Genomic DNA, 19,280 nt, shown 5'->3' on the forward strand with positions numbered 1-19,280 from the left:
GACGGATGCGGCTCCAAAGGCCGTGGCCGCAGGATAGCTGGACCCCACGCAAAACCCCTCGGAGCGGCGTCCGATGACCGTGCACATTCCCCCCGGTGAAGGCGCGCCTCTGGTCCGGATCGAGCCCGACGACCGCCTCGTTGTGCTCGCCCGGACCCTCCAGGCGCCGGATCCGGCAATGGAGGGGGCGCTCGGGCACGGCGCCGGCGACGGGGCGCGGTTCGGCGATTCTTGTCTCGGGCAGGCGCTCTATCGGCACCGCGCGCTGTTTCGGAACGCGGCGGATGCGCCGGTCTGGAGCCATCTCGCGCTCAGCTATTTCCGCGGCATCGTTCCCGCAGCCGCCATCCACGAACTGGTGATGGCGCGGCCCCCGGCGGAGACGGGCCTGCTGCGCGCCGAGATTCTTCTCACCACGCCCGCGGCCTTCGTGCTGCCGCGCGGCTGGCAGGGCACGGCCGACCGACCCGAACGGCAGGCGTCGCTGGAATATATCGAGGTGCAGCCCGCCGCTCTCGACGCCTACAGGGACGTCATGCGCCGATATATCGGCCCAGCCGCCGCGACGCTCGTCCGGGCGAACCGGATCGGAACCTTCAGGACGATGGAGACCGCGGCGGTGCTCTATCAGGCCCCGGAACTGACGATCGGCTGGAACCAGATCCATCTGTGCGAGGTGGAGGCCGACGGCTTCGCCGGCTTCGGCGCGGAATTCGACGCCGCCCTCCGGGAGATTGCGCCCGACGGAGGATTTGCCGGCGTCTTCGCCGACCTCGACCGCATCCGCACCGTGCGCCGCTGGACCTTCAACGATCCCGTGGTGGAAGCGGACGCGGCGCTCGGACGCCAGGGCCTGCCGGACCCCGGCGCGGCGGACAGCCCCGGGGGGTGCGCCTGATCCGATCGGGGTGAACCAAACTGATCGGATCGGGCTCTAAGCCGACTTCTCGCGCAACGTCACCAATTCTTCGGCCGCCGTCGGATGGACCGCGATGGTCCGGTCGAAATCGGCCTTCGTCGCGCCCATGCCCAAGGCGACGGCGGCGAGCTGGATGATCTCACCCGCGCTCTCCCCGACGATATGCACCCCAAGCACCTTGTCTGTCTCCTGGTCGACCACCAGCTTCATGAAGACCCGCGTCTGGCGGCCGGAGAGGGTCGCCTTCAGGGGGCGGAAGCCGGTCTTGTAGATGTCGACCGGCCGTCCCAGCTTGCGCGCCGCCGCCTCGCTCAGACCGACGACTCCGACCTCCGGCTCGGAGAACACCGCCGTCGCGACCAAAGCGTGGTCGACGGTCCAGGGCTTGCCGCCGAACAGGCTGTCGGCGACCGCATGGCCCTCGCGGATCGCGATCGGCGTGAGGTTCACGCGGTTGGTCACGTCGCCCACGGCATAGATCGAGGGCACGCTGCTCTGCGAGGCGGCATTCACCTTGATCGCGCCGGCCTGGTCCAGCTCCACGCCTGCGGCTTCGAGGCCCATGTCGCGGGTGTTGGGCACCCGGCCGATGGCCAGCATCACTTCGTCGACCTCGATCTCGAGGCCGTCGGACAGCCGCACCGTCTTGCCGCCCGGCCCCTGCGCGATCGCGGCAATCGTCCGCCCGCACAGCATGCGGACGCCCGAATGCTCCATTTCGGCGGCGAGATGCGCCCGCACCTCGTCGTCGAAGCCGCGCAGGATCACTTCGCTCCGTTGCACCAGCGCCACCTCGCAGCCGAGCGCACGGAACATGCCGGCGAACTCGACCGCGATATAGCCGCCGCCCTGAACCAGGATGCGGCGCGGCAGGGCCTTCAGGTCGAAGGCCTCGTTGGAGGTGATGGCGAGCTCGCAGCCGGGGATTTCCGGACCGAGCGCGGGCCGGGCGCCGGTCGCGACCAGGATGTGGCGCGCGCGGACCGTCTCGCCGGTCGCCAGGCGGACCCGGTCCGGCCCGTCGAGCACCGCGCGGGTCGCGGCGATCGTCACGCCGGCGGCCTCGGCATTGGCCCGATAGATCCCCTCGAGACGGGCGATTTCCCGGTCCTTGTTGGCAATCAGGGTCGCCCAGTCGAACCTGGCCCCCTCGACCGTCCAGCCGAACCCGGCCATGTCGGCGAGGTCGTGGGCGTAGCGCGCGGCATAGACGAGCAGTTTCTTGGGCACGCAGCCGCGGATCACGCAGGTGCCGCCAAGCCGATATTCCTCGGCCATCATCACCTTGGCGCCATGACGCGCGGCGATCCGCGCCGCCCTGACCCCGCCGGAGCCGCCGCCGATCACGAACAGATCCACCTCGTCGTGCGGCATCAGACGCCTCCGCTTCGCTTCGTTGCTCCCTTCAAGCCCCAGCGGGGGGCGTCCGTCAAGCAAGGTCGGCGCGCTTGCAGGCGGCGGCTTGGAATGCTTCAAGGCGGAATGGTCCGAGCCGTCAGCGCAGAGTCGGCGTCACGCCCGCCCGAATCCTCGCATCCGTTCGGCACAATCCCGCCGATCTGGCTGCGCGCCGAACCGCTGCCCGGCGGCGCGCGGCGCCATGCCTTGCCGCTCGCATTCAAGCTTCAGCTCTTCTCGTCCGGCCGCGCGGTCGCATTGGAGATCGGGGGGGCCGATCCCGAAGCCGTCATCCGCCTCGATATCCTCGCCGCCGACGGCCGCGTGGTCGGCACGAGCCGCGTCTCGGGCCGCTTCGCCGCCGTCTTCCTGCCGCGCGGCGCCGCCGCGATCCGGAGCGAAGGCGGGGGCGAGGTCCGGCTCGGCGTGTTCCCGCGCAGCAAGATCGGCCTCAAGCTGCACGCCTTCCTGCGCGGTGCCTTTCCGGCGCAATCGGCGCATCGCCGCTGGCGCACGGCCGCTGCGGAGGCGCGCGATCTGCGCGGCATGCATGCGACCTTGATCGAGGCCTCGCCCGCGCGCGAGGGCGAACAGGCGGTGCGCTACCGACGCTACCGGAGCCGGCATGTCGAGGATTTCGGATCCCCCGTCCCGCCGCGCACGGATCTGCATCTCACCTTCATCGGCCGCCTCGAAGGCGCCGCGGCGGACGCGGCGGCCCGGCTCGCGGCGCTGGAGCGCCAGACCGACGCCGACTGGAGCTGGATCGCGATCCTGCCCGCCGCCGCCGACCCGGCGCTGGCCGCCTTCGCGAACGACACGCTCGTCCGCCACCCCAAGGTCCGCCTTCTGATCACCGACGCGCCCCCGGCCGCTTCGATCAATGCCGCCCTGGCGGAGGTCGCGGACGGCCTCGTCGCCTGTCTGCCGGACGCGGGACTTCCCCTGCGCGATGCGGTGGCGATGCTCCGCGCCACCTTCGCCGCCCATCCCGACTGCCGGCTGGCTTATACCGACGAGGAGCGGCTGGGGCCGGAGGGGGAGCCGGTCGGCGGCCTCTTCAAACCCGCCTTCAACCGCCATCTTCTGCGCGCCGGCGACTATCTCGGCGATCTCGTCGCGATCCGCAGCCGCGTCGTCGCGGATCTCGGCGGCCTGCGGCCGGACTTCGGCGCCGCCGCCCGCTACGACCTTCTGCTGCGCGCCCTCGAAACCGGCCCCTCCACAACGGTGCGGCACATTCCCCGGGTGGCCTTCTCCGCCCCGGAGCGCGCGCGCGATTGCGGCGCGCCTCCCGATCCCGTTCAGGCCGCGCGGGCGCTGGAGGCGGCGCTCGGCACCCCGGTCGAAATCGCCGCCGCCGGCCGGCTGCGGGCCCACGCGCGGGTGCCGCAGCCGCCGCCCTTGGTCTCGATCGTCATCCCGACCCGCGACCGGGCCGACCTGCTCGGCACCGCCTTGCGCTCGCTGATCGCGCTGACATCCTATCGCGCCTTCGAAATCGTCATCGTCGACAACGGCTCGGTCGAGCCGCAGACCTTCGCTTTGTTCGAAGAGACGAAGGCCGCCTGGCCGGACACCCGCATCGTGCGCGACGACGGCAGCTTCAACTATCCCCGCATCTGCAATGCCGGCGTCGCCGAGGCGCGGGGCTCGATCCTCTGCCTGCTCAACAACGACATCGAAATCGTCGATCCGGGCTGGCTGGACGAAATGGTCGGCCTGGTCGTGGAGCCGCGCACCGGCATCGTCGGCGCCAAACTGCTGTTTCCCGACCGAACGACGCAGCATGCAGGCGTGGTGGTCGGGCTGTTCCGCTATGCCGCGCATTGGTTCGTGCATGCGGCGGCCGACGTTCCCGGCCCGTTCGCCCGGCTCGTCTGCCGGAACAATGTCAGCGCCGTCACCGGGGCGTGCCTGATGATCCGGCGTGCCTGCTGGGACACGATCGGCCCGCTCGACGCGGTCCGCTTCGCCGAGGATTGCAACGATATCGATCTGTGCCTGCGGGCGCGGCGGGCGGGGTTCGAGGTGGTCTTCACCCCCTATGCCCAGCTCATCCACCACGAATCCGCGTCACGCGGGCGCAAGCGCTCGCGCTCGCACCGCAACCGGCTGAAGGCGCAGCGCCAGCGGATGGAGGATTTGTGGGGGACCGACACGCTGGTCGATCCCCACTACAATCCCAACCTCTCCCGCACCAGCCTGCATGCCGCTTTGGCGGCGGCGCCGGAAGGGCCGCGCCACGCCCGCACCGACGAAATCTGACCGGCCCGGCGGCGATCAGAGATCGTAGCCGCGCTTCTTCATTTCGACGCGGATCCGCTCCATGACCTCCTGGTTCAGCTTCGCGCCCCATTCCTGCATGTTCTGCACCGCCTGCTGAACGATCATCGGGCGGTCCTTGACCAGCTTCATGCCGACCGGCGACTTGTAGAAGGCCAAGGCCTGCTTGAGTTCGTCCTCGGAAAAATGGTCGGCATAGGCGGTCGCCAGAATGTCGACGATCTCGCTCTGGCGCTTCTCGTATTCCGGCCGCAGCGCGATCGCGACGTCGCGCAATTGCGGGGCGAGGTCGGGATTGGTCTGGAGGAAGCCGAGCGCGGCACCGTCGACCAGATTCGGCAGGACGCCGTTGAAGGCGCCGGCTTCCCCGTTCGCCTGGACCAGGTCGCGGGCGGCCTGCATCTCGCCCGCGCTCGGTGCTGCTGCCGCGGCGGCGGCGGGCGGTTGCTGGGCCACGGCCGGCACGACAGCGGGGGCGAGCGCGATCAGGAGGGCGAGGCCCCCGAAACCGAGGCTGCGGGCGTGAATGCGGCGCATTTTGGTCTCCGTTTGGGATGATTCTAGAGCCGGATCCGCGCAGATTAAGCCGTCCGGCCGATTAAGCGGCTTTAAAACTCGCGGTCGGTCGCACCGCGCGCGGGCGGCCTCATGCGCCCGCATTCCATTCGAGCAGCGTGATTCCGTCCGGGCCGGCGAGCAGGGCGCGGCGCGCGAGGCCGAGGAACAGCCCGTGCTCGACGACGCCGACCACGCCGTCCAGCGCCGCGGCGAGCCGCGCCGGATCGGGGATGCGCCCGAGCGCGTAATCCAGAATGACATTGTTCTGATCGGTGCGGAACACCGCCCCGTCCGCGGTCCGCCGCAGCGTTCCCGGACCGGCGCAGCCCGCCGCCGCGATCGCAGCGTCCAACCGCCGCTGCAGCGCCGCGATACCGAAATCGACCCCTTCGACCGGCAGCGGGAACTGTCCGAGCATCGCCACGTGCTTGGTCTGATCGGCGATCACGATCATCTCCCGCGCCGCGCTCGCGACCAGTTTCTCGCGCAGCAGGGCGCCGCCCCCGCCTTTGATCAAAGCGAGCTCCGGCCCGATCTCGTCGGCGCCGTCGATGCACAGATCGAGCTCCGGCTGTTCGTCGAGGGTGGCGATCGGCACCCCGCGCGACAGCGCCTGGGCGCGGGTGCGCTCGGAGGTCGGCACCCCGACGACCTTGAGGCCGGCCGCCACCCGGTCGCCGAGCAGATCGACGAAATGGGCCGCCGTCGACCCGGTCCCGAGGCCGAGCCGCATCCCGTCGGTGACGAAGTCGAGGGCGCGGGCCGCAGCCAGGCGTTTCAGGGCATCGGCATCGGCCATGGCGGATCCCAGCGGCAAAGAGGAAGGATGGCGGGTTGCTAACCCCCTTCGGCCTCGGCGGCAAGCCGGGGGCGGCGCGGGGCGGCGGGCGGCGTCATTTGGCGGGCGCGGTGCACAGGATGCGCGGCTCGCTTCCGCCGCCGGATTTCGGCACGTCGCGGACATAGCAGATGCTCATCTCTCCGGTCTGGGCATTGACCCGGAACACGCCGGTTTCGCCGCCATACTGGGTCGAGACCAGGCCGTAATCGCCCTTGGGCTGGGGCCCCGCGCCCTCGCCCGCGGGAAAGCAGCGGGTGAGGCCGACCTGCGCGACGTCCGGCCGCTCGAACTGGCAGGCCGAGATGTCCCCGGTCTGCCGGTTCACCGAATAGACCCGGTTGGCCTGCGAGGAGGGCGGGGCGGCGAACAGATAGCCAGCCGTCCCCGCATCCTGCGCCAGCCCCGCCGCCGGGGCGAGCAAGCTCGCCGCGAGGCCGAACACGACCTCGATCTTCCTCGAACGCCACGCATGCGCCATGGACCTGCTCCGTGAAAAGTCCGCGCCGGAAGGCTGGACAGGAAAAGCGGCAGGATTGTAGGCATCGCGCGGCCGCCCGGCTTCGCCGTGCCTGCGGCCGCAGCGGCGCATGCGCCGGGAAGGACAGGACATGGCCCCGCTCGTCATCGCATTCGACCTCGACGGCACCCTGGTCGACAGCGCGCCGGACCTGCTCGACACTTTGGATCACATCCTGTCGGAATATCGGATCGCGCCGGTCGACCGCGCCCTCACCCGCACCATGATCGGCGGGGGCGCGCGGCTGCTCCTGGTGCGGGCGTTGGAGCGCGCCGGGATCGCGCCGGAGCCGGCCGAGATGGAGGCGATGACGCAGCGCTTCATCGCGCATTATTCCGAACACATCGCCGACGTCTCGCGCCCCTTCCCCGGCCTGCTGCCGGCCCTCGACCGCCTGGCGGCAAAAGGGGCGCGGCTTTCGGTCTGCACCAACAAGACGGAACGGCTCGCCCGCCTGCTGCTCGACCGCCTCGACCTGACGCCGCGCTTCGCCGCCATCACCGGCGCCGACACCTATGGCCGCGCGAAGCCGGATCCCCTCCCCCTGCTCTCCACCATCGCCGCCTGCGGCGGCGTGCCGGAACGCGCGATCATGGTCGGCGACAGCGCGACCGACGTCGCCACGGCGAAGGCCTGCGCCGTGCCCTGCATCGCGGTCACGTTCGGCTATACCGAAACCCCGGCCGCCCGCCTCGGCGCGGAGCGGGTGATCGATCATTACGATGGTTTGATGGCGGCCATAGGAGACATCTGCACCGCGCGTCATCAATAAGTCAGCGGCGCGCAATGTATAGACATTCTATAAAATTTTAATTTTGAACCCACTTTGACTTGACCGGAGATTTTGAGAAACGGTAGATTGATAAGGTAATTCAGATCTCGCTGGGATTCCTATCGGCTAAGCTGCATGTCGGATCTCGGCTTCATCACCATCGCAAGACGCGACACGTCGTATTCCGAAATGGCCGTCGACCTGGCCTTGTCGCTGCGGGACTTTTGTTCTCATCCGATTGCGCTGGTCGCCGACGACCACAATGCCGCCTTCGTGCAAGGTCTATACCCCAGGGTCTTCGACGCCATAATACCGCTGCCCGAAAGGTATCAGGCCGGGACCGGCGTCGCCGCGAAATATGCGATGGCCGAACTCACGCCCTTTTCCCGCACCATTTTTATCGATGCCGACACGCTCGTGTTGAGCGCCATGCCCGATCTCCTGCAGGAAGCCGCACGCGCGGACGTTCTCATGATGGGCGTCTATTGCGACGCCCGCTCGACCCTCGTCCACCATGGATTTTCGGTTCGAAAACTGATCGCGACGTGTGGATTGGACCGCTATTTCAAAAACCATAGCGGCGCCTTTGCTTTTGAAACCAAGTCTGGCCGCGATTTTTTCAACGAATGCTTGAAGACATACGAAGACGAACTTTGCGATCTCCGGCGCCGCTCCCGGATACGTCGTGTCGAGGACGAGATCCCTCTCGGCATTGTCGGCGGCCGACGCGGCGTGACGATCATGCGCGAACCGTTTCCGATTTACTGGAGCCGCGAATTGGCGGCGCTGCGCGCGGACAATCGATGGAAGCCCCTGTGCCATTTCCACAACGCGCCCGCCCCGTCGGCGCTCGAATGGTTGATGCGCGAGGTGTCGCAGCGTCGACGGGCGCACGGTCTCCCCGCTCAATCCACGGCGGCGTGGCTTCGCAAAGCCCGATCGAGCCAACGCAAAAAGGCGCTGGGGAGCGGGATCGTTTCTCTGTACAGAGCCGGCCTGAGCCTTACGAATTTCGCGCATCGCGCGCCGGATGAGGCGACCGCCGCCCCGCCGCCCCTCTGACGTTCCGATGCCGCGCCCTGTCCTGGCGATTGCGCGCGGAAGTGACCCTGGAGGCAGAAGCCGCGCCCTCGATGGCTCTGCCACGTTAACGCTTCACTAACCCTGTTGGCGCAGGAGTCGCGTCCGGACCTCTCGCAGCGGGACTCACCCCGCATCGAGGCGCGGATGACGGGGACCATGGATCGTCCTTTCGAGCCTGCCGCACGCGGTGCCACGCCGACCCTCACGGCGCCGGCGCTCAGGTCCGGATTCCGACGGCTGCCTCTTCTCGCCGGCACCGCCTGTGCCGCGGCTCTCGTCCTTGGCGTCGCCGGCACGGCGCTGGCCTCCCCGGTCCTGACCGGGTTCGCCGGACTGTTCGGCGGCGCCGGGCTCGCCGGCCTCCTGGCCGGCCGTGTCGCGGCGCGCCTCGAACGCACGGCCCGGCGCGCCGACGCGCGCGCAGCGACCGCGCGCGCCGCTCTGGCCCAGGCCGAGGCCCGCAACCTCGCGAAGTCCCGCTTCCTCGCCGAGATGAGCCACGAGCTGCGCACGCCGCTCAATGCGGTGATCGGCTTTTCCGAAATGATGGCGCACGAAGTGTTCGGCCCCCACGGGGCACCGGTCTATGGCGACTATGCACGCGACATCCACGAATCCGGGCGCCATTTGCTGGCCCTCGCCGACGATCTGCTCGACCTCGCACGGATCGAGACCGGACACCGCGAACTGCTCGAAACCCCGGTACGTCTCGACGATCTGGTGCAGGACTGCGGAAACATGATGCGCCTGGCCGCCGCCGCGCGGTCGGTCACGCTGTCGGCGACGGCGGACGGCCCGACGCCGCGGCTCTGGGCGGACGAACGTGCCGTGCGCCAGATGACGTTGAACCTGCTCGGCAATGCGGTGAAGTTCACGCCGAAGGGCGGGGCGGTGCGGGTGTTCGCCGCGCTTGATGCGTCGGGATCGCCGCTGCTCGTCGTCGAAGATACCGGCCCCGGGCTCAAGGACGCCGAACTTCCCCTCGACATCTCCGCCCGTCACCGGGAAAGCACGCTCGACCCGGCCACCGGCCGCGGCGCCGGCCTGGGACTCGCCATCGTCGATGCGCTCGCCGACCTCCACGGTGCGCAGCTCACCCTGACCGCGCGGCCCGGCGGCGGGACGCGCGCGGCGATCGCATTCCCGGCGAGCCGCCTTCTTCCCGATGCCGTGCCGTCTGCGGAAGACGGCGTCGGTTCAGCCGACGCCGCCGCCCAGCAGGACGAACACCACCGAAAGCGCCAAAATCGTCCCGAATACGAGGCCGATGACCAGCCCGGCCGAGACGCCTCTCGCCTGATCGCGTTTTCGCAATCCCATGCCGAAGTCCCCCATCGCGCAACGTAACGGAAACACAACGTCGCAACCTCCGATAAAGCTCCGCGCCGATTGCGGCGAGCCCCGGCGCACGGCTCCGCGAAAGGCGGCTTTCCCGCTTTCCACGGGAGGAGAAGCCGTCTAGCATTTTTCTTCACAGGAAAACCCGGCTGCGGCCGGCCGATGCGGAGGCAGGACATCTTGGCGGAGCGAAGGATCAAGGCCGCGGAGAAGGTGGCGGACAAGGCCGCGGAGGCGGCCGAAGCGGAAAGCTACGCCACAGGCTCGGGCGCGCCGGCGGCGCGCGCCAGCACCCTTGAGGATGCGCTCGGGGTCCAGGTGCGCTCGATCCGCCGCCAGCTCGACCTCACCGTCTCGGATCTCGCGGGCGCCGCCGGAATCTCGGTCGGGATGCTGTCCAAGATCGAAAACGGCCAGATCTCGCCCTCGCTCGCCACCCTTCAGGCGATCGCCCAGGCGCTCAACGTGCCGATCACCACCCTCTTCTCGGCCTTCGAGGAGCGGCGCGACTGCTCGTTCGTGCGCGCCCATCAGGGCGTCATCATCGAGCGGCGGGGCACCAAGGTCGGCCATCAATACGAGCTGCTGGGGCACGGGCTCGGCGGCGACATCGTGGTCGAGCCGTATCTGATCACGCTGTCCGAGGAAGCCGCGCCCTATACCGAGTTCCGCCATGCCGGCGTCGAGTTCCTCTTCATGCTGTCGGGCGAGGTGATGTACCGCCATGCCGACCGGGCCTACCATTTGCGGCCGGGCGATTCGCTGATGTTCGATTCCGGCGCCGCGCACGGCCCTGAGCAATTGATCGCGCGGCCGATGACCTATCTCTCGGTGATCGTCTATACCCGGGACGGACGGTGAGCCTCAGAAGGCCCGGCCGAGCACCCTGACCGGCGGCGCCCAGCGCAGGCGCGCCTGGACCTCGGCGGCATCCCGCACGAACAGGGCGTTCGAGGCCGGCTCGGCCGTGGGTGTCTCCTGCAGCGTGCGGCTGAGCGGGTCGTAATGAACGCGGACGAAACCGTGCGCGGCGAACCGGGCTTCGGCGTCCGGCGACACCGTCTCCACCAGCATCACCCGCAGCACCGGATCGGCGAGCAGCCGGTGCGCGCCCTTCAGGACCTCGTCTTCATAGCCCTCGACGTCCATTTTGAGCAGGATCGGGCAGGATCCGCCCGCCACATCGTCGAGCCGGCTCTGCGCCACTCTCCGGACCGCGGCATGTCCGCTTTGGACGACGTGATTGACCGTGTCGAGGCCGATCGTGAAGCCGACCTCGCCCTCGCTCGCACCCAGGGCGCGCTCGAACACCCGGACCTTTCCCTCCAACCCGTTGAGGGCGATGTTCCGCCGCATCAGCCGCGCCGTCGCCGGGTCGGGCTCAAATGCCCAGGTCCGCGCACCCCGAACGCCCGACGCGAGGATGGTGTAGCTCCCGACATTCGCCCCGATATCGAAGAACAGGTCGCCCTCGCGCAGGAAATGCAGCACGAGCAGCATGTCCACCCATTCGTGAAGCCCGAGATAGACATTGCCGGTGGCACCGGTCATTCCCCGCCGCACCGCGAGGCGCTGCCCGCCGACCCAGGGCCAGACGACCTCGCTCTGCAGGCGGCTGCGCACCTGCCAGAGCAGAAACCGAGACCACGCCGCCATCCGGGCCTCACGCGTGAGCGGGTGCGTGGCGAAGCTCCGGCCGATGCGCGCGAACGCGGAAAGGGAAAACGGCATCGGCGGTCACGTCCAAGCCTGCGATCCGCCCGGCATCGGGGGAGCCTGCCGCGGTTCTGAGCTGCCGACCGCGCCGATGCAAGGATCAGTCGCATCGCCTCCCTGCATCCGCAGAGGGGACATGAGTCGCACTTGTGGATTTCCTAATAGGAAAATTTTATTCGCAGATCGTTGACGCTCGCAGTCGGGGGGCGTAGCAATCAGCAAGATCGTTTCCTCTCCCGGAGCACGGCATGTGCGGCATTGTCGGCATTTTTCTCAAAGACGCCAAGCTCGAGCCGGAGCTGGGCAGCATGCTGGCCTCGATGCTGTGCGTGATGACCGATCGCGGCCCCGATAGCGCGGGCTTCGCGATCTATGGCGCAGGCGATGCGGAACATGTCAAATTCTCGCTGCGCGCGGCAGAGGGGTTCGACTTCCAGGGTCTCGCCCATTCGCTGTCGCTGACCTCCGGCGGGACGCCCCGGGTCACGGTGCGCGCGACGCATGCCGTTCTCGAAGTGCCCGCGGCCCATGCCTCCGAGGTGCGCGCGGCGCTGGCGCGCCATCCCGATGTCGCTCTGGTCGGCGCCGGCACGCGGATGGAGGTCTTCAAGGAGGTCGGTCTGCCGAGCGCGGTCGCGACCCGGTTCGATCTCGGCACGATGCGCGGCACCCACGGCATCGGCCATACCCGCATGGCGACGGAAAGCGCGGTCACGACCGCCGGCGCTCACCCCTTCTCCACCGGCGACGACCAGTGCCTCGTGCACAACGGTTCGCTCTCCAACCACAATGCGCTGCGGCGCGCGCTGACCCGCGAGGGCATCGCCTTCGCGACCGAGAACGACAGCGAAGTCGCCGCCGGCTATCTCACCTGGCGCATGAAGCAGGGCGCGAGCCTCGGCGCGGCGCTGGAAGCCGGTCTGAAGGATCTCGACGGCTTCTTCACCTTCGTCGTCGGCACCGAGAGCGGCTTCGGCGTGCTGCGCGATCCGATCGCCTGCAAACCGGCCGTCATGGCCGAGACCGACCGCTATGTGGCCTTCGGCTCGGAATACCGCGCTCTGGTCGATCTGCCCGGCATCGCCAAGGCCAAGGTGTTCGAGCCCGAGCCTGCCACCGTCTATTTCTGGGACCGCGCCGCATGAACGCCTTCACGCCCGACGTCACCTTCGACCTCGCCGAGGCGCCGCTGCGCGAGCTGAATGCCGCGCTCCACGCGGCGACCGGCGACAGCAATGCCCGGCGCTGGCGGGTGCTCAATCCCAATGGCCGCCATGCCCTCGCGGCCGGCGTCGACGCCCCGCTCACCATCGAGGTCGAGGGCCATGTCGGCTATTATTGCGCCGGGATGAACCAGCACGCCCACATCATCGTCCATGGCAATGCCGGGGTGGGCGTGGCGGAAAACATGATGAGCGGCTTCGTCCATGTCCGCGGCGATGCGAGCCAGGCCGCCGGCGCCACCGCCCATGGCGGGCTGCTGCTGATCGACGGCAACGCCTCGGCGCGCTGCGGCATCTCGATGAAAGGCGTCGACATCATCGTCAAGGGCTCGGTCGGTCATATGAGCGCCTTCATGGGCCAGGCCGGCAGCCTGATCGTGTTCGGCGAGGCCGGCGAGGCTCTCGGCGATAGCCTCTACGAGGCCAAGCTGTTCGTGCGCGGCGCGGTCAAGAGCCTCGGGGCCGATTGCGTGGAGAAGGAGATGCGCGACGCGCACAAGGCGCTGATCGCCGAGAAGCTGGCGGCGGCGGGCATTTCCGGCGTCGATATCGGCGACTTCAAACGCTACGGCTCGGCCCGGCGGCTCTATAATTTCCACATCGACAATGTCGACGCCTATTGACGGGTGAGGACGAGACCATGACCGCCCATTCCAACGTCCCGCGCACCCTGCCCCGCTTCTCCGCCACCTTCGATCCGCACACTTTGTCGGAAATCCGCCGCGCCGCGGCGACCGGCATCTACGACATCCGCGGCGGCGGCACCAAGCGCAAGCTGCCGCATTTCGACGATCTGCTGTTTCTCGGCGCCTCGGTCTCGCGCTATCCGCTCGAAGGCTATCGCGAGAAGTGCGGCACCGACGTCGTGCTCGGCACGCGCTACGCCAAAAAGCCGATCCACCTGAAGACGCCGGTCACCATCGCCGGCATGAGCTTCGGCGCGCTGTCCGCGCCGGCCAAGGAGGCACTCGGCCGCGGCGCCTCCGCCATGGGCACCTCGACCACCACCGGCGACGGCGGCATGACGCCCGAAGAGCGCGGCCATTCCTCGCTCCTGGTCTATCAATATCTGCCTTCGCGCTACGGCATGAATCCCGACGATCTGCGCAAGGCGGACGCGATCGAGATCGTGATCGGCCAGGGCGCCAAGCCCGGCGGCGGCGGCATGCTGCTCGGCCAGAAGATTTCCGACCGCGTCGCCGCGATGCGCACCTTGCCAAAGGGCATCGACCAGCGCTCGGCCTGCCGGCATCCCGACTGGACCGGGCCGGACGACCTGGAAATCAAGATCGAGGAATTGCGCGAGATCACGGACTGGCAAAAGCCGATCTATGTGAAGGTCGGCGCCTCCCGTCCCTATTACGACATCTCGCTCGCGGTGAAGTCGGGCGCCGACGTGGTCGTGCTCGACGGCATGCAGGGCGGCACGGCGGCGACCCAGGACGTGTTCATCGAGCATGTCGGCATTCCCATCCTGTCCGCCATCCGCCCGGCGGTAAAGGCGCTCCAGGATCTCGGCCTGCACCGCAAGGTGCAGCTCGTCGTCTCCGGCGGCATCCGCAACGGGGCGGACGTGGCGAAGGCGCTGGCGCTCGGCGCCGACGCCGTGGCGATCGGCACGGCCGCTCTGGTCGCGCTCGGCGACAACGATCCCCAGTACGAGGCCGATTATGCCGCCCTCGGCTCGACCGCCGGCGCCTATGACGACTGGCACGAGGGCCGCGACCCCGCCGGCATCACGACGCAGGATCCCGACCTCTGGTCGCGCCTCGACCCGGTCAAGGCCGGCCGCCGGCTCGCCAATTATCTCGGCGTGCTCACCCTCGAGGCGCAGACCATCGCCCGCGCCTGCGGCAAGAGCCACCTGCACAATCTCGAGCCGGAAGACCTCGTCGCCCTGACCGTCGAGGCGGCCGCGATGGCGGGCGTGCCTCTGGCCGGAACCGACTGGATCCCCGGCCGCACCGGCGGATACTGACGACCTCCGCGCCCGAAGCGGCGCGGCCACCAAAAACGACCAAAACCTTCCAGGGGACCCGACATGACCCGCTTGCCAGACGCCGCGCGCGACGCGGAGGGCCGCTCCGGCGGCGCCGCCGCGAGTCTCGAAAAGATCGCCGAGGACAAGGGGATCAAATATTTCCTGATCTCCTATGTCGATCTGTTCGGCGCACTGCGCGCCAAGCTGGTGCCGGCGCAGGCGATCGGCGAGATGCAGAAGGCCGGCGCGGGGTTTGCCGGCTTCGCGACCTGGCTGGACATGACGCCGGCCGATTCCGACATGTTCGCGATCCCCGATCCGGCCTCGCTCATCCAATTGCCGTGGAAGCCCGAGATCGGCTGGCTCGCCTCCGACCTCTTCATGGACGGCCAGCCGGTCGCGCAGGCGCCGCGCACCGTCCTGCGCCAGCAGATCGCCGCCGCCGCCGCGCTCGGGCTCGACATGAAGACCGGCGTGGAATGCGAATATTTCCTCACCTCGGCCGACGGCAAGGCGATTTCCGACGCCAGCGACACGGCCGAGAAGCCCTGCTACGACCAGGCCGCCTTGATGCGGCGGTTCGACGTCATCAAGGAGATCTGCGACAGCATGCTGGCGCTCGGCTGGGGCGCCTATCAGAACGACCATGAAGACGCCAACGGCCAGTTCGAGATGAACTGGAACTATGACGCCGCTCTGGTGACGGCGGACCGCCACGTCTTCTTCAAATACATGGTCAAGAGCATCGCCGAGAAGCACGGGCTGCGGGCGACCTTCATGCCCAAGCCCTTCATCCACCTGACCGGCTCGGGCTGCCATGTCCATATTTCGATGTGGAAAAAGGGCAAGAACGCCTTCGCCGATCCCAAGGGCGAGCTGGGCGTCTCGGCGCTCGGCTACAGCTTCATCGGCGGGCTGATCCACAATGCCGACGCGCTCTGCGCGCTGACCAATCCGACGGTCAATTCCTACAAGCGGATCAACGCGCCCCGCACCGTCTCGGGCGCCACCTGGGCGCCGAACACGGTGACCTATACCGGCAACAACCGCACCCACATGATCCGCATCCCCGATGCCGGCCGCTTCGAATGCCGGCTCGCCGACGGCGCGGCCAACCCCTACCTGCTTCAGGCGGGCATCCTCGCCGCCGGGCTCGACGGCATCGCCCAGGGGCGCGACCCGGGCAAGCGCCTCGACATCAACATGTACACCGAAGGCCACAAGGTGAAGGGCGCCAAGCGCCTGCCGCTGAACCTGCTCGACGCGCTGCGCGCCCTGGAGCGCTCCAAGGTGCTCAAGGACGGGCTCGGCGCCGGCTTCGTCGCGAGCTATCTCAAGCTGAAGACCGAGGAATGGAACGCCTATTCCCGCCACCTCACCCAATGGGAGCGCGACACCACGCTCGACATCTGAGGCCCGGCTCGAGGCGTCGCGGCCCCCCGCCGCCCGTCACGGCAGGGGGACCGACAGGCCGCGGAAGGCGCGCGCGGCCTGTGGTGCCTTCTTGCAGTCGACGCCCCCGACGGGTTCCCCGCCATCGTCGCTGAGGAGATAGAGGGCGCCGTCCGCCTGGAATAGCGCCTCCGGCCGGAACGCCCCGAAATCCGCTGCGATCGGGCGCGGCGCGGTGCCCGGCCCGTCCCAGCGATACAAGGCGAAGTCGCCGCCGGGCGCCGCGGTGCGGTCGCCGAACGGTCCGGCGACGATGACATAGGCCGCGCCCACCCGCTCGATGCTGCGAATGCCCCGTCCGCCGAGATCGAGCAGGATCGGCGCGCCGAACACCGCCGGCTTCGCGCCGTCCATCAGCGCGGCGGCATTCGTGAGCGGCACGATGAGGGCCTTGTCGCCCGGCCGCGGATTGCGGAAGCCGATCAGCAGATCGCCGCGGGGCGTCGCTGCGAGGCCCTCGATATTGAGGCCGGCGGGCGCCTCGGGCGCCTGTTTCGCGGCGGCCGCAAGAACGAGCGCCGCGCCGTCCGGGGTCGCGTTCAGCGCCGCCAGCAGGTCGTCCAGCAGGCTCTTATAGGGCGTGCCGGCCGGCACAACGGTCGGCGGCGTGGCGCCGGTCTTGATATCGGTCGCGAACAGGCGCTGACGGGTCGGCTCGCGGTCGCCCTTGCTGTCCCGGCCGTGGGAGGCGATCCAATAGATCCTGGTGCCGATCCGGGCCGCGCCCTCGATATCCGCCTCCTTGACCTTGCCCTTGGACGATCGGTTGCCGAGGACATCGACGAGGTCGACGGCGCCGACCGGCGCGGACTGGCCGAACCGGTAGACGAACAGCACGTCGTGCTCGTCTTCCGCCACGACGAAATGGTTCGCATCGAGCGCGATCGCCGCGGAGGCGTCGCAGATCCCGTCATAGCGATCCGTCGCCGCGTGCGCGCAGACGCTCGCCAGCACGCAGGCCAACACGCCGGAAACCGCAGCCGCCGGGGAAAACCGGTATCGCAAGCCAAGCATCGTCGTCTCTCCCATCACGGACGCCGAAACTTCTCCGAATGATTGCATGTCCGCACTCGCGCAATCTATCGAAATCGCACCACACGTACCTGACGCAACGTCATTTAAAGTGTGACATCACAGGCGATTGCGCCATTTGCGGGCAGTTGGCAAGCACCGTGGGCGCAACTTTGGGCAGCAAAGCGGAACGACCCGCGCGCGCGCGCCGCCGCCCGTCACGGCTCCCTGCGTGGTGTCGCCTTGCGGCGCGTGGCGCCAGCTCCGGCTCCTCTCGGGAAACATCGTTTTCCTGCTTCTTTCCGGATTTCCCGCGCGGACGTGACGACACACTGGCGGCGCGATGCTGCACCGCGAAATAAACCCCGCCGTCGCGCCGTGTCTGGCATAAAAGTTGCTCCACAGTAAAACCGCGCACGGTTGCCGACCGTCTGGCCCGGTTCATCCGGGCCTGGAGGGCGCCGCGGGCGAGCCACAGAGGGTTCGGGGATCAGCATGACAGATCAATTGACAGCCCTGACGACGATCTTCACGGAGTTCTATTTCTTCCTGACGGTCGTGCTCATGTTCTTTATCCATGTCGGCTTCTGCATGTATGAAGTCGGCGCCGCGCGCGTGAAGAACGTTCAGCACACGCTTCTGAAAAACACGATGGCGATTCCGCTGGTCGGACTTGCCTTCTTCCTTTTCGGCATGTGGATCTACATTGCATTCCAGGGCTGGCCGGTGTCCTCGGGGGCGCTCAGCTTCGAGACCGGGTTCGAGCCGTGGTCGACCAAGATCGCCCCCAATCTCGGCGATCGGATTTCCGGCGTCTTCTGGGCCGCCTTCGCTCTGTTCGGCATGACCGCCGCCTCGATCGTGTCGGGCGCCCTCATCGAGCGGACGAAGACGTCCGGCTTCTTCATCATCGCCATCTATGTCGGCGCGATCGCCTGGGTCATTCCGGCGGCGTGGGGATGGGCCGGCAATGGCTGGATGGCCCAGTATCTCGGCTTCCACGACCAATATTGCTCGGCCGTCCTGCACTCGGTGGCGGGCTTCGCGACGCTCGGCATCCTGATCTTCCTCGGCCCGCGCATCGGCAAGTTCGCGCCCGACGGCACGCCGCGAGAGATTCCGGCGCACAATCCCTGGCTGATCACGATCGGCCTCTTCATGATCTATGTCGGCTTCTGGGGCTTCTACGCCGCCTGCCACATCCCGATCGCCAATGTCGGCACCGAGGCCGCGCCCTACTGGACCGCGACCAACATCTATGGCGTTCCGATCACCCTCTCCGGCGTCACGATGAACTTCATGCTGGCGCTGTTCGGCGGCATGATCACCGCCTATCTGATCAGCAACGGCAATGCCTATTGGACCTATTCCGGCGGACTGACCGGCCTGATCAGCGCCTCCGCGGGCAATGATCTCTACCATCCCGTGATCGCCATGGTGATCGCGATCGCCGGAACGATCATGGCCTACAAGCTGCACTTCTGGGTGGAGCGGAAATACAAGATCGACGATGCGGTCGGCGCGGTCGCCGTGCACGGCTATTGCGGCCTGTTCGGCGGTATCGTGGCCGGCTTCGCCCTGTGGGGCTATCCGGCGATCATGCCGAGCGACGGCACGCTGGTCGTGCTCGCCGAAGGCGCCGGCTGGTTCGGCGCCAATGCCGAGGGCCTGCCGGTGGTGACGCCGATCGGCAACATCATCGGCTCGCTGGTCTTCGCGATCGGCTTCGGGCTCATTCCCGGGCTCGTCATCGGCAAGCTGCTCTCGATGTTCGGGCTGCTGCGCGTGCCGGCCGCGGTCGAAGTGCTCGGCCTCGACGGCAAGCACATCCCCACGACCTATCCCGCATCCTCCGGCGCCGAGGCGGCCTTCGAGGCCGTCCAGCGCAAGGAAGCCAAGGTCTAAACCAAGGTCTGATCTTTATTCGACAGGAGAGACGACATGAATACAGGACTGACGTCACTCGCCAAGATCACGGAGATCACGGTGATCTATCCCTTCAGCGGGATGGAATATCTGTATTCCGCAGTAGCGGGCGCCTTCTTCGTGTTCTTCATCGCGCGCCAGATCATGATGGAGAAGGAAGTGCACGAGGAATTGCTCGACCACACCTCCGAGGCGCTTCCCGCGCCGGCCGAGTGAAGCCGAGAGGGCCGGCCGGGTTCGCCCCGGCCGGCCTCGCTGG

The 19,280-nt window shown here is 68.2% G+C and carries 18 protein-coding genes; 12 read left to right on the forward strand and 6 right to left on the reverse strand.

Features of this window, described 5'->3' with window-relative positions; translation table 11 throughout:
- The first annotated feature begins 73 nt into the window (after positions 1–73).
- Complete coding sequence (locus tag EDC64_RS14405) at positions 74–898, forward strand: hypothetical protein (protein WP_132032532.1); 825 nt, start codon at positions 74–76, stop codon at positions 896–898.
- Positions 899–934: 36 nt separating this feature from the next.
- On the opposite strand, the gene gor is transcribed toward EDC64_RS14405, so the two are convergent.
- On the reverse strand, positions 935–2,293 hold the full coding sequence (gor, locus tag EDC64_RS14410; RefSeq protein WP_132032534.1) for a glutathione-disulfide reductase: 1,359 nt from the start codon (positions 2,291–2,293) through the stop codon (positions 935–937).
- Positions 2,294–2,401: 108 nt separating this feature from the next.
- Between gor and EDC64_RS14415 the strand changes: the two genes are divergently transcribed.
- On the forward strand, positions 2,402–4,585 hold the full coding sequence (locus EDC64_RS14415; protein ID WP_165933777.1) for a glycosyltransferase family 2 protein: 2,184 nt from the start codon (positions 2,402–2,404) through the stop codon (positions 4,583–4,585).
- 15 nt (positions 4,586–4,600) lie between these two features.
- Here the strand turns inward: EDC64_RS14415 and EDC64_RS14420 are convergent, their stop codons facing one another.
- The 3 genes from EDC64_RS14420 to EDC64_RS14430 all read right to left on the reverse strand — a co-directional run bounded on the left by EDC64_RS14420 (position 4,601) and on the right by EDC64_RS14430 (position 6,480).
- Positions 4,601–5,140, reverse strand: a complete 540-nt coding sequence (locus tag EDC64_RS14420; protein ID WP_132032538.1) for a DUF2059 domain-containing protein — start codon at positions 5,138–5,140, stop codon at positions 4,601–4,603.
- Between the two features lie 109 nt (positions 5,141–5,249).
- Positions 5,250–5,960 (reverse strand): ribose-5-phosphate isomerase RpiA, encoded by a 711-nt coding sequence (gene rpiA / locus EDC64_RS14425; RefSeq protein WP_132032540.1) that lies wholly within the window; start codon positions 5,958–5,960, stop codon positions 5,250–5,252.
- Between the two features lie 94 nt (positions 5,961–6,054).
- A complete protein-coding gene (locus EDC64_RS14430; protein WP_207916090.1) occupies positions 6,055–6,480 on the reverse strand; it encodes a hypothetical protein in 426 nt (141 codons plus the stop codon).
- Positions 6,481–6,610: 130 nt separating this feature from the next.
- On the opposite strand from EDC64_RS14430, the gene gph reads away from it, so the two are divergent.
- From gph to EDC64_RS14450, 4 genes are all read left to right on the forward strand, one after another.
- On the forward strand, positions 6,611–7,291 hold the full coding sequence (gene gph, locus EDC64_RS14435; protein ID WP_132032542.1) for a phosphoglycolate phosphatase: 681 nt from the start codon (positions 6,611–6,613) through the stop codon (positions 7,289–7,291).
- A 135-nt stretch (positions 7,292–7,426) separates the two neighbouring features.
- The gene (locus tag EDC64_RS14440; protein ID WP_132032544.1) at positions 7,427–8,353 is read left to right on the forward strand and encodes a hypothetical protein; all 927 of its coding nucleotides are present in this window, start codon (positions 7,427–7,429) and stop codon (positions 8,351–8,353) included.
- A gap of 177 nt (positions 8,354–8,530) precedes the next feature.
- On the forward strand, positions 8,531–9,721 hold the full coding sequence (locus EDC64_RS14445) for a sensor histidine kinase (protein ID WP_132032546.1): 1,191 nt from the start codon (positions 8,531–8,533) through the stop codon (positions 9,719–9,721).
- Between the two features lie 153 nt (positions 9,722–9,874).
- Complete coding sequence (locus EDC64_RS14450) at positions 9,875–10,573, forward strand: helix-turn-helix domain-containing protein (RefSeq protein ID WP_132032548.1); 699 nt, start codon at positions 9,875–9,877, stop codon at positions 10,571–10,573.
- A 3-nt stretch (positions 10,574–10,576) separates the two neighbouring features.
- Here EDC64_RS14450 and EDC64_RS14455 read toward each other — a convergent pair whose 3' ends face one another.
- Complete coding sequence (locus tag EDC64_RS14455) at positions 10,577–11,368, reverse strand: FkbM family methyltransferase (protein WP_165933778.1); 792 nt, start codon at positions 11,366–11,368, stop codon at positions 10,577–10,579.
- Between the two features lie 308 nt (positions 11,369–11,676).
- On the opposite strand from EDC64_RS14455, the gene EDC64_RS14460 reads away from it, so the two are divergent.
- The 4 genes from EDC64_RS14460 (at position 11,677) to glnT (ending at position 16,045) form a co-directional block, all read left to right on the forward strand.
- Entirely contained in the window at positions 11,677–12,573 is an 897-nt protein-coding gene (locus EDC64_RS14460; RefSeq protein WP_132032552.1) for a class II glutamine amidotransferase, read from the forward strand.
- Positions 12,570–13,274 (forward strand): protein glxC, encoded by a 705-nt coding sequence (locus tag EDC64_RS14465; protein WP_132032554.1) that lies wholly within the window; start codon positions 12,570–12,572, stop codon positions 13,272–13,274. Before EDC64_RS14460 ends, EDC64_RS14465 begins: the two co-directional genes overlap by 4 nt.
- A 17-nt stretch (positions 13,275–13,291) precedes the next feature.
- Positions 13,292–14,629 (forward strand): FMN-binding glutamate synthase family protein, encoded by a 1,338-nt coding sequence (locus EDC64_RS14470; RefSeq protein WP_132032556.1) that lies wholly within the window; start codon positions 13,292–13,294, stop codon positions 14,627–14,629.
- 63 nt (positions 14,630–14,692) lie between these two features.
- Entirely contained in the window at positions 14,693–16,045 is a 1,353-nt protein-coding gene (gene glnT, locus EDC64_RS14475; RefSeq protein WP_132032558.1) for a type III glutamate--ammonia ligase, read from the forward strand.
- 36 nt (positions 16,046–16,081) lie between these two features.
- Here glnT and EDC64_RS14480 read toward each other — a convergent pair whose 3' ends face one another.
- Complete coding sequence (locus tag EDC64_RS14480) at positions 16,082–17,098, reverse strand: DUF3616 domain-containing protein (protein ID WP_165933779.1); 1,017 nt, start codon at positions 17,096–17,098, stop codon at positions 16,082–16,084.
- A gap of 492 nt (positions 17,099–17,590) precedes the next feature.
- Between EDC64_RS14480 and EDC64_RS14485 the strand changes: the two genes are divergently transcribed.
- On the forward strand, positions 17,591–19,000 hold the full coding sequence (locus tag EDC64_RS14485) for an ammonium transporter (RefSeq protein ID WP_132032562.1): 1,410 nt from the start codon (positions 17,591–17,593) through the stop codon (positions 18,998–19,000).
- Between the two features lie 36 nt (positions 19,001–19,036).
- Positions 19,037–19,237 (forward strand): hypothetical protein, encoded by a 201-nt coding sequence (locus tag EDC64_RS14490; protein ID WP_132032564.1) that lies wholly within the window; start codon positions 19,037–19,039, stop codon positions 19,235–19,237.
- Positions 19,238–19,280: the final 43 nt, after the last annotated feature.

The sequence above is a fragment of the Aquabacter spiritensis genome (genome assembly GCF_004346185.1).
Lineage (GTDB): Bacteria > Pseudomonadota > Alphaproteobacteria > Rhizobiales > Xanthobacteraceae > Aquabacter > Aquabacter spiritensis.

Excerpts from the sequence above, each read along its gene's own strand:
- EDC64_RS14415 (WP_165933777.1), top strand. The coding sequence starts at position 2,402 with ATGGTCCGAGCCGTCAGCGCAGAGTCGGCGTCACGCCCGCCCGAATCC.
- EDC64_RS14455 (WP_165933778.1), bottom strand. The coding sequence starts at position 11,368 with ATGGCGGCGTGGTCTCGGTTTCTGCTCTGGCAGGTGCGCAGCCGCCTG.
- EDC64_RS14430 (WP_207916090.1), bottom strand. The coding sequence starts at position 6,480 with ATGGCGCATGCGTGGCGTTCGAGGAAGATCGAGGTCGTGTTCGGCCTC.
- EDC64_RS14450 (WP_132032548.1), top strand. The coding sequence starts at position 9,875 with ATGCGGAGGCAGGACATCTTGGCGGAGCGAAGGATCAAGGCCGCGGAG.
- EDC64_RS14485 (WP_132032562.1), top strand. The coding sequence starts at position 17,591 with ATGACAGATCAATTGACAGCCCTGACGACGATCTTCACGGAGTTCTAT.
- gor (WP_132032534.1), bottom strand. The coding sequence starts at position 2,293 with ATGCCGCACGACGAGGTGGATCTGTTCGTGATCGGCGGCGGCTCCGGC.
- glnT (WP_132032558.1), top strand. The coding sequence starts at position 14,693 with ATGACCCGCTTGCCAGACGCCGCGCGCGACGCGGAGGGCCGCTCCGGC.
- EDC64_RS14405 (WP_132032532.1), top strand. The coding sequence starts at position 74 with ATGACCGTGCACATTCCCCCCGGTGAAGGCGCGCCTCTGGTCCGGATC.
- EDC64_RS14445 (WP_132032546.1), top strand. The coding sequence starts at position 8,531 with ATGGATCGTCCTTTCGAGCCTGCCGCACGCGGTGCCACGCCGACCCTC.
- EDC64_RS14480 (WP_165933779.1), bottom strand. The coding sequence starts at position 17,098 with ATGCTTGGCTTGCGATACCGGTTTTCCCCGGCGGCTGCGGTTTCCGGC.
- EDC64_RS14440 (WP_132032544.1), top strand. The coding sequence starts at position 7,427 with ATGTCGGATCTCGGCTTCATCACCATCGCAAGACGCGACACGTCGTAT.
- EDC64_RS14460 (WP_132032552.1), top strand. The coding sequence starts at position 11,677 with ATGTGCGGCATTGTCGGCATTTTTCTCAAAGACGCCAAGCTCGAGCCG.
- gph (WP_132032542.1), top strand. The coding sequence starts at position 6,611 with ATGGCCCCGCTCGTCATCGCATTCGACCTCGACGGCACCCTGGTCGAC.
- EDC64_RS14490 (WP_132032564.1), top strand. The coding sequence starts at position 19,037 with ATGAATACAGGACTGACGTCACTCGCCAAGATCACGGAGATCACGGTG.
- rpiA (WP_132032540.1), bottom strand. The coding sequence starts at position 5,960 with ATGGCCGATGCCGATGCCCTGAAACGCCTGGCTGCGGCCCGCGCCCTC.
- EDC64_RS14420 (WP_132032538.1), bottom strand. The coding sequence starts at position 5,140 with ATGCGCCGCATTCACGCCCGCAGCCTCGGTTTCGGGGGCCTCGCCCTC.
- EDC64_RS14465 (WP_132032554.1), top strand. The coding sequence starts at position 12,570 with ATGAACGCCTTCACGCCCGACGTCACCTTCGACCTCGCCGAGGCGCCG.
- EDC64_RS14470 (WP_132032556.1), top strand. The coding sequence starts at position 13,292 with ATGACCGCCCATTCCAACGTCCCGCGCACCCTGCCCCGCTTCTCCGCC.